The following is a 15,677-nucleotide window of genomic DNA, read 5'->3' on the forward strand; positions in this document are numbered from 1 at the left end:
GGGTTATTGCGTTGGGCGTTTGGGCTGTACGACCATTGTTGCCATGTTGTTTCGCGCCAACACAAAAAACGTCTCGCCTCTGATTGTTATCGGTCTGATGCGCCGCACCTGACCCTTCACTATCAAATCGCCCATAGGGAATGCTTCCATCATGCCGTTTTTGCCGATGGTAAGTACGTTGCCATAGTTGGCATCGTAGCGCCCCATTTCTATGTTGCAATCGTAAAAATTTCCTCCCAGCATCACTTCCGCTTTGCCGTCGCCGTCGAAGTCGTGGAGCGCAGCGGCGTTTAGAGTGCTGAATTGGAGCACGTCGGGCAAGGGGTGCGCCTTGAACGTGAAATTGCCAGTGTTTTCAAAATAAGTGCTTTTGAAATGGTCGGCTTCACGCACGACAGATTTGGCTAATTTTTCTTTGCCCAACAGCTCTGGCACGGTTGCCTTGGCGAAATTGGCGGCATATAGATATTTCTTCTTCAGGTTGGGCAGTTGTTTGGTGATTTCGGCGTGGTTGGCAAAGGGGATTTCCCGGCCTTTGAGGTAGTATGTTAGTATTTGTTCCACCTGCCCGTTATCGTCAAAGTCATTGACGTACATCCTCACCGGCTCGTTGGGTGAGGGTTTGAACTTGGCGTTTTCACCTAGGTTGCCAGCCAAAATATCCACGTCGCCGTCGCCGTCGAAGTCGTGCGCAAGCACGAAATTCCACCAACCTTTACCTGTTTCAAGCACTTTTTTCTCAAAACGCCCACGGTTGTTGAGAAATACCGTGAGCGGTTCCCACTCCATAGCCAGCAACAAATCCAAATCGCCGTCGCCATCCAAATCGGCCCAGGCACCGTTTTTCACCAAGCCAACATCTTGCAAACCCGGCGCGATTTGTTGGGTGACTTCCTCGAACACACCGTTGCCTTTGTTTAGCATCAAGTATGAGTTGGGGGTGAAACCATAGTTCCAAGGAATAGCCCGCCCGCCGAAAAAGAAGTCCATCAACCCGTCGCCATTGAAGTCGGCAGGGAGTACGCAGGAGGCGGTCATGAAGAGGCTGGGGAAGGGGTCGGCGCGGGTGAAGTTCCCTTTGCCGTCGTTGAGGTAGGCGCGTTGTTTCATGGCTTCTTCCTTGCCTCGGTATTCGTTGCCTCCTGCGGCGATGACGAGGTCGAGGTCGCCATCGTTGTCTATGTCCACAAAACAGGCATCCACGTCCTCAAAAAGACTGTCTTGCTGGATAGTCAAAGGGGTGTTTTCGTGGAAAGTGCCATTAGGGCGCTGTAGGAACAAAGCGCTTTTCTTTCGCTTGGACGAACCAAAAAAAACGTCTTCCAATCCGTCGCCGTTTATGTCGCCGATAGCCAACGCGGGGCCTTCGGAAGAGACCATGTGGGGGATGAGTCGCTCGCGGTTGAATTCAACAAAAGGGTTTTCGGCGTGTTGGAAATTCAAATTTGTCGTGGCTGTCGCGTTGCTGAAAGCATAAAGCGGCGCTGGTTTTTGTAAACTATTGAAATCAAAGATTGGCAAACCGGCACGCCAAGCGAGCGTTTGCAAGGTGTTGAATTTCAAATCTAACACCCTATTGCAGCTTCGGTCAGGCCAAATCACGACGACTGAATCTATCGCGTTTTGGTCACCGATGCCGATGTGCAAGGGAATGTGCGCGCTGGATTGATAGCCTCGAACGGGGTAGAATTCTTCAACTTGCCGCTCGCCGTTTTTCCTGTAAATCAATATTTTAGTGCCGATACCGTGAATATTTCCGGGCTGGCCTTTGAAGATGAAGGACAGGAAGGAGTTGCTGGCGCGGATAGCAGCAACGGCAGAGGAAGAAGTAGCAGTGGCATTTTCTTGAAGCAGGTTTTTGTAGATATAAGGCTCGTCTTCGAGGTTGTTCACCACGAGGTCGAGGTCGCCGTCGTTGTCGAGGTCAGCGTAAATGGCACCGTTGGAAAAAGTGGGGAGGTTGTTTTTCACCTGCACAGCCAAGTCGTCGAAGGTAAGACGGCCAGTATTTCGGTAGAATTTGTTAGGCAGTTTGATTTTAGGCATTTTATCCACGACGCTGAGTTCTTCTTCCTTCACATCGCGGGTAGTTCCTTGTTTCAACCCCAACTCTCTGTTTTCCTGAAACTTAACGTAGTCTATGTCGTTCATGCGGCGGGGTATGCCGTTGCTCACGAAGAGGTCTTTGTAGCCGTCGCAGTCAAAATCCATGAACAGCGGCGACCATGACCAATCGGTGGCGGCGATACCTGTGTACAACCCGATTTCGCTGAAAGTGCCCCCACTTTCACCCCTCTTCCCGAATGGGAGGGAGGCGATACCGTTGTTAAGTTGCAGGTTATTGCGTGTGTATTGGTAATAATAGCCGAATCCAATTTTGTACTGGAACACATTGTAATCATCCTCACCAAGTGAGGTTTTAAGTATATAGGGGTCTTCCGGCAACATATCAAGCGAGATGATATCCGTCCAGCCGTCATTGTTCACGTCGGCCATATCCACGCCCATTGAGAATTGGCTGGTGTGCATCATGGCATCGGCCATTGACTCACGAAAGGTACCATCGCCTTGATTGATGTATAGGTAGTCGTTTTCATGGAAATCATTGCCGATGTAGATGTCGGGCCAACCGTCGTTGTTAACATCGCCGGTGATGATGCCGAGGCCGTAACCGATGACAGTAGAGTGAATGCCAGCCTGTTGCGTTACGTCAATAAATTTTCCGTTGTCGTTTCGAAAGAGTTTATCCCCCGCCATCTGATGTATTTTTCCTACAAAATTTTTGCGCGGCCCAAAAGTGCCATTTTGATGAAGCGTGTGATTAAGTTGAAACATATCCAAGTCGCCATCAAGGTCGTAATCAAAGAATACAGCTTGCGTGGAAAAGCCCGTCAAATCAAGTCCATAGTAAATCGCTTCATCTTCATAAATCGGTATTCCGTCCTTGATTTCTTTACAAATGAAGAGTTGGTTTCGTCCTTTAATGCTCTGATACTCACCTAGTTGACCAACATAAAGGTCAAGTAGGCCATCGTTGTTGATATCCACTACGCAAATGCCGGATGTCCAACCATCTTGACCTGCCACGCCTGCTTGCTCAGTCACATCTTTGAATTTCATGTTGCCTTCGTTGAGGAACATCTTGTTCGGCCCCATGTTGTTTGTGAAATACAAATCCACGAGACCGTCGTTGTTGAAATCGCCCGCGCCCACGCCACCGCCGTTGAAAAAATACATGTAGTTGAACACGTTGAACTCGCTGCTTTGGCGCAGCACGTTTTCAAATTCGAGTCCGGTCGCGTCTTTTCGGAGGAGTTGAAAAAGGGGAGGGGCTTGCTCGCTGCGGTTGCAAGCGAATGAAAAACAGATAATTAGCGCGAGGCTATATTTGAGCATGGTCATAATTCAGATTATATCGAAGCAAGGGAATGCCGCCTTGTTCGACGATTTTTCGGAGCGTTCCATTGCGGTCACGCCAGGCGTGGCCTTCTTGCCTTCTTTTGTGACTTCCAAGGTCTATGTGTCCCTTTTTGCGCCATGTTTTTCACCCAATTCATTGAACTTCTGCCTTCTCCTGCATCTTTATCTCAAAAAGTCGAGGCTTCTCGTTGTTCACCGTCGCCAGCAGATATTTTTTCCCCTCGGTATTCAACGGAATAAGCGATTTTATTTCGCCTTTCACGAAGAAGCCTGAAGTGCGATTTTCCACCCATGCGTACTGCCCGCCACCTTTATTCAAAAGTACATGACCAAAACTGGCATCGAGCCTCGAAAACTGGGGCATGAAGCCTATGTCATTGCCGCCCAACACGAGGTCGTTTCTCCCGTCTCCGTCCAAATCGCCGCACCATATAGCACAGACACTGGAGAACTGAACTTCGCGTGGCAGAGGCACAAGCGTAAATTGCCCCTGGCCGTCGTTGAGCGCCACCACTGATTGAAAATAGTTCCCCTCCATGACGATGCTTTTTTTCAACATTTCCGGCTCAAATAAATCTTGAATGGACTTTTTGGCATAGTCGGCGTGTTTGAGGCTCGACTTTTTGAGGCTGGGTATTTGTCCCGTCAGTTCCTTCTTCATCGCCACTGGCATATCCTCGCCATCAATTTGCCGGGTGAGTATTTTGTCAATGGTCCCGTTTTGGTCGAAGTCGCCGACCCAGATTTTTGCGGGAGATTGTTGACTTCCCGTAAAATAGAAATTTTCTCCTCGGTTGCCGAGTATCAAGTCCATGTCGCCGTCGCCGTCCACGTCGTCGGCTTCAAGCGCATACCACCAGCCGGAATAGTTGTCTAAGTTGGATTGGACGGGGATGAGTTGTTTGTTTTTGATTTCAAAGATTTTTGGGTTGCGCCACTCCCCCACAATCACCAGCTCTGGGGTGGCATCACCTAACAGATTGACCAGTTTTGCGTCAGTCACCATGCCGAGGCGTGGGAAATCGGGCGCTGCGGTTTTTGAGGCATCGCGGAAATTTCCATGCCCGTCATTTTCATATAAAAAATGTCGTGGCGGCACCCCATACTGCGCTGGCATACTTCTGCTGCCCACAAACAGGTCAAGGTCGCCATCGCCATCAAAATCAAGCGGCACGGCCACTGCGGCATTGAAGCCATTGAGTGGCAGGGCGCGTTGTTGGTGGGTGAAATGCCCCTTGCCATCGTTGAGGTAAATGCGGCTCTGCATAAATCTCGAATTAAGCGGCTGGGCGTTGCCGCCCGAACCAACGAACAAATCCATGTCGCCATCGCCGTCGGCATCGAAAAACACCACGGCGGTATCCTCGAAAAGCGAGTCGGGGTCAAATGTGGCGCGACTATGCCGGATGAAGGCGCCACTGCCAGTTTGCAAGTAAAGTTGTCCGGGCTGGCCTGTGGCGCCTCCTATGTAGATGTCGTCGCGCCCGTCGCTATTCACATCGGCGACGGCAGCGCGTGGCCCTTCCCGCGAAAGCATTCGGTAGCTCAATCCTTCTTGATAAAAATCTATAAAATCGTCTTCACGGTGCTTCTCGAAGCTGTGGTTAATTTCTTGGAAAAATGCATTTTCTGGAAAAAAGTCGAAGGTGTTGCCCGCCAAGTTGTTGGAGGATTTTTCCCAAGAGATGGAGAGCGTTGTGTCAATGGCAGGATTGAGGAGGACTGATTGGGCTCTGTCTGGCCAAACGACGACGACCGAGTCCACAGATGTTTTTTGCCCAAGGCCAAACACCATCTTGTAGTCCACAGATGATTGGAAGCCGCGAGAGGGTATGAGTTGGAAGTGCTGAATTTCTTTGCCAACGTGGACGGAAACGGTGGAGCCAATAGCGTATGTGTTTTGTTCTTTGCCTTTAAGTTCGATGGTCAGATGATGAGGCTTCAGTATTTCTTTCGAGCGGTTTTTATAGAGAAAGATGGGCTGGTTGACGTTGTTGATGATCAAGTCAAGGTCGCCGTCGTTGTCGAGGTCGCCATAAGCGGCACCGTTTGAAAAGGAGGGGGTGACGAAGCCCCATTTTTCGCCGATGTCCTCAAATGTAAGGTCGCCGCGATTGCGAAAGGCTTTGTTGAGAATGGGGACGGAGGGCATCCTGTTCAGTACTTCGTTGAGTTGCTCTTTTTTCCCGGTCAAGGCCATGCGCTGCACCACCTCGTCGGCAAAGAAATCAATGAAATCTTGGTCAATCACATCTTTGTAGATGCCGTTGCAGACATAGATATCGCGCCAGCCGTCGCTGTCCATGTCGAACATAAGGGCGCCCCAGCTCCAATCGGTGGCGGCAACGCCAGCATAGTAGGCTATCTCGCTGAATGTTTTGTCTTTGTTATTGAGTTGCAGCGTGTTTTGCATGTACTGGTGATAGAAACCGCGCTCTTGTTTAAGTTGATAAATGTTATAGTTCTCAAACAGGGTGGTCGTTTTGAGGCGGGTTTCATCTCCTGGCAACATTTCGGTGGTGAAAATATCGGGAAAGCCGTCGTTGTTGATATCGGCCATGTCTGCTCCCATAGAGGCATGGCTGAGGTGCATCATCCAATTTTCGATTTCTTCCTTGAAGGTTCCATCCTTTTGGTTGATATAAAGATAGTCGCGCTCGTAAAAGTCGTTTGACACAAACAGGTCGGGCCAATGGTCGCCATTGACATCGCCGACCGTGATGCCGAGACCGAAGCCGATGAGGCTGCCGAAAATGCCGGCTTCCTTGGTGACGTTGATGAAGCCCCCCTTGGCGCCTCCAAGAGGGGGGATAGCGTCGTTGCGAAGCAGTTTGTCGCCGCCACCTTTCAAGAAGTCTCTCACAGGCCAGTCTTCGGCGTAGAGTTCGCGGTTGTTGCTGTAGTTGAGCGTATTGACGGGCATGAAGCTGTTGTTGAGGATGTAACAGTCCAAATCGCCGTCGAGGTCGTAATCGAAAAAGGCTGCGTGGGTGGTGTAGCCGTCGTCGTTCAGTCCGTATTCGGCGGCTTTTTCGATGAATGTTGGGATGGCGTCTTTGTTGCCTTGATTGATAAAGAGTTCGTTTTCAGGTTTTTCCCCTTTGTCGTAGCCCGCATTGCAAACGTATATGTCGAGCAAGCCATCGGCGTTGATATCTACCATGACCACGCCAGTGCTCCAGAATTTGGAGCCGCCCACGCCTGCTTGTTCGGTCACGTCCTCAAACTGGAAGCTGCCCTTGTTCAGGTACAACTTGTTTTCGCCCATGTTCGAGGTGAGGAATATATCCGCCCACCCGTCGCCGTTGACATCACCGATGGCCACGCCGCCGCCGTTGTAGAAATTGCGGTAATTGAAGATGTTGAAGTCTTCGGTGTTTTCGACTTTGTTGATGAAGTGGATATTGGAATGCGTAGCGTCTATTTTTTCAAAAAGGATTGAATCAGGTTGTTTGGAGGTGCAGCCAATCAAGCCCAAAATAAACCCAACGGAAAGTAGAATCGGTCTCAAATCTGTGTTTTTAAAAAATGAATTGCGTCAAACGTACGAGATGTGGCTTACAGTAAAAAATGGACTTGTTGCGTTGGAGGCCTTTGGCGAAGGGGAAGATCCTTTTCCAACTGGCATCGTTAAATATTTCGCCGAATATGCCCGATTTCGACTGCAAAATTTGCCTTGTCAGTCGAAAAAATGACAATCCCTTTCACTCAAAACCCTCCACCGCAACATGTCTAATGAAACTACTCGTCAGTTTTAGGTGAAAAACAACAGGCCACCTCTATGGGCGGCCTGTTGTCATTTTATTCTTCCACTTCAAGGAAGTAACAAGCAAAGCAATTAGTACCCGGCATTCTGTTGCAGATTCGGGTTGGAATCCAGCGCCTGCTGTGGAATCGGGAACAAAACTTTTGTCGGGTCGGCCACGGTTTTGAATGACCACTCGTCGTCGAATGTGCCAAACCGTACTTGGTCAACTCTTCGGATGCCTTCCCAATAGAGCTCACGGCCACGTTCATCAAGCAAACTTGCGTCGCTTATGGAAGATAAAGGAGACGCGCCACGTGTTTGACGCAAGCTATTGACCAAAGATAGTGCTGTTTGGCCACCAGAGGCGGTTCCGCCACGGTGGATGGCTTCTGCTTTCATCAGCAACACATCGGCATAACGGAAGAAAATATACTGTCCTGCGTTTGCTGGGTGATATTTGATGACACGAATACCTTTATCGGTGCCAGCACCGCTAAGTGGCACATCTTGAGTAAAAAAGAGCGGCTTTTGTGTGCGCGTGTCAATCAAAATAGAACCGTCGTCTTTGTATTGTTGGCCAAAAAGGAATCCACGACCTATACCGGAGAAATTAGAGCCGTCTGGCGGAGGATAGTTCCCTTTACGCTGGTCATTGTCTTCAAACTTGGCATAGAAATCTGCCAAAGTCGTGAATCCATTCCAACCACTCGGATTCTGATTATAGTGTAGAGTCATGAACCAACGATTCTGTGGAGTGCCCTCTATGCTGGTAAAGATAATCTCTTTAGAAGCACTTGTGCTAAAATTGGCAAAGTACTCTGTTTCCAAGCTATAACCTGCGGCTTCAACGGCTTCGCAGTATTGAATGACCTTGTTCATGTCGGCTGCATCAAACTGGTAGGGCCCCTCTGGGCGAGTTGCTTTGTAAACCGCTTTGTTCAGATACAGGCGAGCCAGCAAAGTATTGGCAGCAGCCTGTGTGGCCGAGGAATTAGTAGCGATTGGGCCAGTATTGGGCAAGAGAGGCAGCGCCTCCTCCAAATCCTTCACGATGAGGTCATACGCTTCAGAGCGTGTAAACACACGTGGATTCACATCAACGCCTTCATCAACTTCACGATTGGGCACTTGGCCAAAAAGATCCATGACGTGATAGCGATAGAATGCACGCAAGAACTTAGCTTCAGCAGCTTGTTGCGGATTTGGATTGGATGCCAAGATTTGGTTGCATTTGAACGCACGCTGGTTGAGCTGATTCCATGCGCCCAATACTGCGGGGTGAGTAGCATCCCATGTATGTTGGTGCAGTGTGCGCCACACTCCATTGTCCCCCCAATCCACTCCGCGCGTTGGTGGAATCATCTCATCGGAAGTGTGATTGTAAAGCGCGTAGATATTATTCTGGTCAGTAAAAGCGCTCAAATCTTTGTATGCTGAAATGAGCAGCTCACCCGGGTCGCCTGGAACAAAACCGCCACCTGCATCTACGAGCACAATGGAGTCCTTTGCATTAGGCTCCAAGTCAGTGCAAGCCGAGAACAAGAATACGCTCAGCGCACCAAGCAATAGTGATGTTGAAATTCTTGTGTTATTCATGTTTATAAAGTTTTGCAGTTAGAAAGAAACACTTGCGCCAATGATGATGGTTCTTGGACGGGGGTATGCGGTGTAATCAATGCCCGCAGATGGCACACCGTCAATGGCTTTGTTGATGTTTACTTCAGGATCCTGACCGCTGTAGTTTGTAAACACAGCAAGGTTTTGGCCAGTCACATATAAGCGAAGCGAAGAAATTGCACTGGTAGTGCGAGGCTTTAATGAATAGCCTATGGTCATGTCTTGAATACGCACAAAGCCGCCATCTTCGAGGAAGCGAGTGGAAACATCCGGTGCGTTCAGGTTGGATTCGCCATTGCCAGGAACATCAGTGGTAACATTTCGCCCATTGGCTAACGAGCCAGCAGTAAAGAATGCGTTGGCTGTGTTGTTGTAAATTTTGTTGCCGAACTGACCGTACAGGTTGAATCCTGCATCAAAGTTGCCAAAGTTGAAGCTGCTCCCCAAACCCGAATATATCGTAGGCAATGGGCTACCGATGAATTGTTGGAAGTCGCCGTCGTTGTAAACAGAGATACCATTGTCGTCGTAGCCAGCGAAGTCACGGACAAAAAATGCGTACAATGGTTGTCCCTGAGCAATGCGCTGAGCGAATGCACCCGACAAACCTTGGCCGTTGATGGCACCCGTGTTAATCAAGCCATTGAAGTCTTTCACCTCGTTCTTATTATACGCGATATTGAAATTGATGTTCCAACCAAACGAAGGGGTGCTCACGGCCACAATGTTAAGGCCGAGTTCTACCCCTTTGTTTTCAACGTCGGCATCCAAGTTTCTCCACACAAAAGGCGATACCGCTGGTTGTGCGCTCGTGACTTGAATCAACAGGTCGTCTGTGTTTTTCTTGTAAAAATCCAACGAACCAGCCACGCGACCCTGTCCGAAAGCATAGTCAACACCGAAGTTCCATTGTTTTGTGGTCTCCCACTTAAGGCCGGGGTTGGCAAAAGTTACATCGCCCAAACCTCCACCACTAAGATTGTCGCCACCATTGTTAATATCCCAATCGCCATACCGCTGACGGGGCTGATGAAGGTTGTGCGGTATCTCTTGGTTGCCCGTGATACCCCATCCCAATCGAATCCCCATAGAAGAAAGGGCTTCCGGCATAAAGGATTCTGTACCTATCCGCCACTTGGCCGCAAAGGATGGGAAATAACCGTACTTGTTGTCACCTCCAAAACGAGTAGAACCGTCTGCACGGAGGGTACCCGTAAACACATATTTGTCAGCAATGTCAAAATTGAGGCGGCCAAAATAAGATTGAATCTCGTCGAAGGCCTTTGTAGAGTTGCGGCCTGCGGCGCTTCCCAATTGGCCTTGATTGGCAGAAGCAATGTTGTTTATCATCAAATCCAGATCGCTCGTGGCAAAATTGGCATATTCAACGCCTCTTGATGCAATGTCGAAACTTTGATAGGAGTAGCCCAAAATACCCGTGAACACTGTTCTGCCAAAACCTTTGTTGTAGGTGAAGTAGTTCTCCCACAATCGGTTGTCAATTTCAACGTCATTGATGAACAACCGGCCAATGTTAGAGATAGAAGTGACGTTCAAATCCTTTGAAAAGGCTGACTTGCGGTTAGATAGGGAACGGTCAAAGCCTAAAATGGTTTTGAAAGAAAGCCCCTCAAAAATGTCAATTTCAGCCGTAACACCACCCAAAGTACGAAGTGTTTTGGTGAAATCCCTTGTATACTCCAACATGGCAGCAGGGTTGGGCTCTGTGTTGCTGGGTTGAACGAATTTGCCATCTGGACCCCTTACCGCTTGGCTTGGATTAGCCTTCAACATAGCGCCCAGTAGGTCGCCCTCGAAGCCAGAATTGTTGGAAATAGGTGCGTTGTCATCATCTATGTTGGCAATCATGATGTTCGCACCAAGTTTCAATCGGTCATTGATGAATTTCTTTGAGCCGTTGAATCGGGCATTGTACTTTTTCATGCCGCTGGTCTTCACGATACCATCCTGATCTTGAAATCCAAAGGAGAACCGGTAGTCTGAACCGGGGGTGGCGCCTCCAAAAGAGACATTGTGTGTGTGGGTGAGTGCGGTACGAAACACTTCATCTTGCCAGTCTGTATTGGCTCCTCCATCAAGCGCCGCACGAGCATCCGCACCGTTGAACTCTTCATAAGCATTCAAGAATGCGTCACGAGCAAGCAAATCATACCGATTGGCAATTTTTCCAATACCCAGAGAGTAGTTATAGTTGAGTGCGCCTTTTCCTTGCTGACCTCTTTTAGTGGTGATGATGACAACACCATTGGCCCCCCGTGCGCCGTAAATAGCCGTGGCAGACGCATCTTTCAAAATGTCAATGCTGGCAATGTCATCAGGATTGATGAAATTGAGCGGGTTTCGCGGAGAGCTGGTACCAAAACCCGCGTCCGGCCCACCTGCTTGGGTATCATCCCCACTAAGTGGAATGCCATCCAACACAAAAAGCGGGTTGTTGCCACTTCGGACAGAGGATGTGCCGCGAATACGGACATTGATGCCAGCACCCGGTTCGCCGCTCGAAGTAGTGACCTGAACCCCGGCCACACGGCCCTGCATCAGCTGCTCAGGAGCAACGATGACACCTCTATTGAAATCTTTGCTCGAAATGGTAGAGACGGCACCTGTTACATCGTCTTTCCTTACAGCCCCATACCCTATCACCACAATTTCGTCCAACACGCTGCCAGGTTTCATGGCGATATCAACCGTGTTGGAAGCCCCGATTTCCACCACTTCCTCTTTGTAGCCAGTGTAGGCGAATCGCAGTTGCGTGCTGCCATCAGGAACACCGACGGAATAATTGCCGTCAATGTCAGTGACGGCGCCTCGCGTCGTGCCGACCACAGAAACGGTAGCGCCAATAAGCGGCTCGCCGTTCTCGGCATCGGTGACTTTGCCAGTCACGGTGCGCTGTGCCAGTGCGGCATTGCCCAACAGCAGAAAAACTGCTGCCAGCAATCCGCCCTTGGTAAAGGTGTGCAAAAAATTCATACGAAAATTGAGTTTAGTTTAGTGAAAAGTATGTGTCACTTGAGGTGAAAATCCTTCGCTACGTCTGGGGAATATGCCAAGACGCGGATTAAAACTGCCAGCTAAGCGTGCTGCGAAACAGGATTTTATTCGGAAAGGCGAAGGCTCGTTAAGGGAAGGGTAGCAGGTGTGTGGTGCACCTTTAAAGCGGGGCTAAGGTAGTGATACGTTCGTGATACACGCAACGCCTTTTTTTTAATTTTTTATTTTTCCAAAAAATCCAAATTAGATTATCCTTAGAAAAGGCTTAGATTGTCCTTAGAAAGCCCACTGCCATCCTACAACGCCGTTGTTTTCATTTCTCCTTTTGAAATAAAATTTTTCTTTGCCCAAATTTTACTTTTGCCCCCCAACGCTCGAAAAAATGCCCATCTCGCCTTTCTCTACCCGCCGCCTCCCTGCCGAATGGGAACCGCAAAGCGCCGTCCAGCTCACCTTCCCTCATGCCAACACCGACTGGGCCGATGTGCTCGACGAGGTGCTGCCGTGTTTCGTAAGCATCGCCGAGACCATCAGCCAATTTCAAAAAGTGCTCATAGTCTGTGAAAACATGGCATCCACGAAAAGGCTTTTGAAAAATGCCGTTCAAGAAAATTTGCTCCTCGTCGAATGCGACTCCAACGACACTTGGGCACGCGACCACGGCGGCATCACGGTATTTGAAAATGGGAAAACCATCGTGCTGGATTTCGTCTTCAACGGCTGGGGACTGAAATTTGCGGCAGACAAGGACAACCTAATTACCCGACACCTATACAACAGTGGTGTTTTCAATGCCGACATCCAACACGGCGGCATCGTGCTCGAAGGTGGCGGCATCGAAAGCGACGGGCAGGGCACCCTCCTCACCACAGCGGAATGCATGCTCTCGCCCAACCGAAACCCTCACCTCTCGAAAAGCCAAATTGAAGCCCAACTCAAAGACCTGTTTGGCCTCGCCCGCGTGCTTTGGCTCCATCACGGCTACCTTGCCGGCGACGACACGGACTCGCACGTTGACACCCTTGCCCGCTTCTGCACTCCCGACACGATTGCCTACATCAAATGCCCCGACCCTAAGGACGAGCATTTTGAGGAACTACAAAAAATGGAGGCCGAACTCCAAACCTTCCGAAAAACCGACGGCTCCCCCTACCGCCTCGTCGCGCTCCCTTGGCCCGATGCCTGCTATGACGAACAGGGGCAACGCTTGCCGGCCACCTATGCCAATTTCCTGCTCATCAACGGTGCCGTGCTTGTGCCCACCTACCGCGTCGCTCAAGACGCAGAGGCACTGGAAGTCCTAAAAACGGTTTTCCCCGCTCACCAAATCATCGGGATTGATTGCCGCCCGCTAATTTTGCAACACGGCTCGCTGCATTGTGTCACCATGCAATACCCTGCGGGAGTGGTTTGACACTCGTTGGTGCACCCTCGCAGGTTTCGCAAACGTTCGCATTCTTAACTCATCATTCATTGTCCCATGAAAATAGGCCTCGTCCAACAATCCTGCTCCGAAGACAAAAAATCGAACATCGCCAAATCCCTGCGCGGCATCGCCGAATGCGCCGCCAAAGGGGCCGAACTCGTCGTGCTGCAAGAGCTCCACTGCGGCATCTATTTCTGTCAGGCCGAAGACACACGGATGTTCGACCTCGCCGAACCGATACCCGGCACCGACACGGAGATTTTTTCCGCTGCCGCAAAAAAGCACAACGTGGTGCTCGTCACCTCCCTTTTTGAAAAACGCGCCCCGGGCATATACCACAACACTGCTGTCGTGTTTGAAAAAGATGGCTCATTGGCGGGCAAATACCGCAAAATGCACATCCCCGACGACCCGGCCTACTACGAAAAATTCTACTTCACGCCCGGCGACTTGGGCTTCGCCCCCATCCAAACCTCCGCCGGCAAACTCGGCCTGCTCGTCTGCTGGGACCAATGGTACCCCGAAGCCGCCCGCCTAATGGCGCTGGCTGGAGCGGAAATGTTGATTTACCCCACCGCCATTGGTTGGGAAAGCAGCGACCCGCAGCCTGAAAAAGACCGCCAACACGGCGCATGGTTCACCATCCAGCGCGGCCATGCCGTAGCAAACGGCCTGCCCGTCGTCACCGTCAACAGGGTCGGCCATGAACTCGACTGGACGGGCGTGACAGGCGGCATACAGTTCTGGGGGCAAAGTTTTGTGGCCGGGCCACAAGGCGAAATCCTCCACCTTTCGAGCGCCGACCAAGAGGAAAATGTCGTGGTGGAAATTGACAAACAACGCACCGAGGACGTGCGCCGCATCTGGCCTTTTTTCCGCGACCGCAGGATTGATGCTTATGGCAACTTGACGAAGCGGTATATTGACTAAGTCTCGCCCAACAAACAACTTATGCTTTTGACGGCCCCAGTGCTTTATCCGGGCAGCTGACAGCGGCTTATCTAAGTCGGGTTTTACCCTCCCCCAAGCCCACATTCCGGGTTAAAACTCATCCCTTTCTTGCCCGTTTCTTTTTCTCCCGATAGAAGCTCAGAGGATAGCCAAATCGTAAACTTTTGTGTCGTGCGTCATAAAGATTCGCCCTTAGAATAATTTTCTGATAGCAAGATTCACCCCCCACCACCCTGCTGGCCTTCATTCCTCTCCACCGATAGGAGGAGAGGAATGACAGTTTGGGTCTGGAAATGCCGTAGAAAGCCCTATTTTTGCGCAACCATCTACTGATATTTCAAATAGGCACCGAAATGAACCAGAAACGCCACATCGAGGAAGACATCCCATTGGAAGACTTGCAAGGACGCACTCCCTTGCCCGAAATCTCGGATACGGACAATGGCGAGGACATACCTGCTGTCGAAGATTTGTATGAGCGCCACGAAATTGTGGCCGACCCTAAGCAAGGTGTCATCAGGCTCGACAAGTTTCTGAACGACCGGCTTTCCAACCGCTCCCGCAACAAAGTGCAAAACGCGATTCGGGCTGGCTCTGTGAAAGTGAACGACCGCGAGGTAAAGCCCAACTACAAAGTGAAGCCCGGCAATGTCATCACCATCGTATTGCCCAAAGCGCTGGAAGAGGTGTACGACATCAACCCACAAAACATCCCGCTGCAAATAGTGTACGAAGACGAGGATGTGCTGGTCATCAACAAGCCTTTTGGTTTGGCCGTGCATCCCGGCGTAGGCATACCCAATGGCACGCTGGTGAACGCCGTCGCTTGGCATTTGCAAGCACAAATGAAAGAATTGCCCGTCAAAGAAGGCAACGAGCCCGACCGTGCAGGCATCGTGCATCGCATTGACAAGGACACAACCGGCCTAATGGTAGTGGCCAAAAACGATTTGGCCATGACCCACCTTGCAAGCCAATTCTACTACCACACGATTGAGCGGCGCTACTGGGCTTTAGTGTGGGGCGACATGGAGAAAGATAGTGGCACCATTGAAGGAAACATCGGGCGCAACCCAAACGACCGCCGATTGTTCATGGTGTTCCCAGAAGGCGAAGACGGCAAATGGGCCAAAACACACTGGCGCGTACTTGAGCGATTTTATTACGTCACGCTCATCGAGTGTCAGTTGGAAACAGGCCGCACCCACCAAATTCGCGTCCACATGAAATCCATCGGACACACGCTTTTCGGCGACCCTCGCTACGGTGGCAACCAAATTTTAAAAGGCACCCTCTATTCAAAGTACAAGCAGTTTGTTGAAAACCAGCTTGCCCTGCTGCCACGTCAGGCACTTCATGCCAAAGTGCTCGGCTTCAAGCACCCACGAACAGGCGAGCACATTCGCTTCGAATCCGAGCTGCCGGAGGACATGCAAACGGTGATTGACAGATGGCGGGTCTATGTGAACGCCCGAAAGGAGTCCTTGTAACAACTACGAA

General features: G+C 50.4%; 7 protein-coding genes. 3 read left to right on the forward strand and 4 right to left on the reverse strand.

Going from position 1 to position 15,677, the window contains the following annotated elements; all coding sequences use genetic code 11:
• Positions 1-3 precede the first annotated feature (3 nt).
• The 4 genes from KIS77_06655 to KIS77_06670 all read right to left on the reverse strand — a co-directional run bounded on the left by KIS77_06655 (position 4) and on the right by KIS77_06670 (position 11,779).
• Positions 4-3,402: a VCBS repeat-containing protein gene (locus KIS77_06655; GenBank protein MCW5922000.1), complete on the reverse strand. Its 3,399-nt coding sequence runs from the start codon at positions 3,400-3,402 to the stop codon at positions 4-6.
• Positions 3,403-3,553: 151 nt separating this feature from the next.
• Positions 3,554-6,931: a VCBS repeat-containing protein gene (locus tag KIS77_06660; protein MCW5922001.1), complete on the reverse strand. Its 3,378-nt coding sequence runs from the start codon at positions 6,929-6,931 to the stop codon at positions 3,554-3,556.
• Between the two features lie 327 nt (positions 6,932-7,258).
• On the reverse strand, positions 7,259-8,764 hold the full coding sequence (locus KIS77_06665; protein MCW5922002.1) for a RagB/SusD family nutrient uptake outer membrane protein: 1,506 nt from the start codon (positions 8,762-8,764) through the stop codon (positions 7,259-7,261).
• Positions 8,765-8,782: 18 nt separating this feature from the next.
• Complete coding sequence (locus KIS77_06670) at positions 8,783-11,779, reverse strand: TonB-dependent receptor (protein MCW5922003.1); 2,997 nt, start codon at positions 11,777-11,779, stop codon at positions 8,783-8,785.
• 403 nt (positions 11,780-12,182) lie between these two features.
• Between KIS77_06670 and KIS77_06675 the strand changes: the two genes are divergently transcribed.
• From KIS77_06675 to KIS77_06685, 3 genes are all read left to right on the forward strand, one after another.
• The gene (locus KIS77_06675; GenBank protein ID MCW5922004.1) at positions 12,183-13,214 is read left to right on the forward strand and encodes an agmatine deiminase family protein; all 1,032 of its coding nucleotides are present in this window, start codon (positions 12,183-12,185) and stop codon (positions 13,212-13,214) included.
• A gap of 66 nt (positions 13,215-13,280) precedes the next feature.
• Positions 13,281-14,156, forward strand: coding sequence for a carbon-nitrogen hydrolase (locus KIS77_06680; protein ID MCW5922005.1), 876 nt, complete (start codon positions 13,281-13,283; stop codon positions 14,154-14,156).
• Between the two features lie 374 nt (positions 14,157-14,530).
• On the forward strand, positions 14,531-15,667 hold the full coding sequence (locus KIS77_06685) for an RluA family pseudouridine synthase (GenBank protein MCW5922006.1): 1,137 nt from the start codon (positions 14,531-14,533) through the stop codon (positions 15,665-15,667).
• Positions 15,668-15,677 lie beyond the last annotated feature (10 nt).

This window comes from Saprospiraceae bacterium (genome assembly GCA_026129545.1).
Taxonomy (GTDB): domain Bacteria; phylum Bacteroidota; class Bacteroidia; order Chitinophagales; family Saprospiraceae; genus M3007.

Excerpts from the sequence above, each read along its gene's own strand:
- KIS77_06655 (MCW5922000.1), bottom strand. The coding sequence starts at position 3,402 with ATGACCATGCTCAAATATAGCCTCGCGCTAATTATCTGTTTTTCATTC.
- KIS77_06665 (MCW5922002.1), bottom strand. The coding sequence starts at position 8,764 with ATGAATAACACAAGAATTTCAACATCACTATTGCTTGGTGCGCTGAGC.
- KIS77_06670 (MCW5922003.1), bottom strand. The coding sequence starts at position 11,779 with ATGAATTTTTTGCACACCTTTACCAAGGGCGGATTGCTGGCAGCAGTT.
- KIS77_06675 (MCW5922004.1), top strand. The coding sequence starts at position 12,183 with ATGCCCATCTCGCCTTTCTCTACCCGCCGCCTCCCTGCCGAATGGGAA.
- KIS77_06680 (MCW5922005.1), top strand. The coding sequence starts at position 13,281 with ATGAAAATAGGCCTCGTCCAACAATCCTGCTCCGAAGACAAAAAATCG.
- KIS77_06685 (MCW5922006.1), top strand. The coding sequence starts at position 14,531 with ATGAACCAGAAACGCCACATCGAGGAAGACATCCCATTGGAAGACTTG.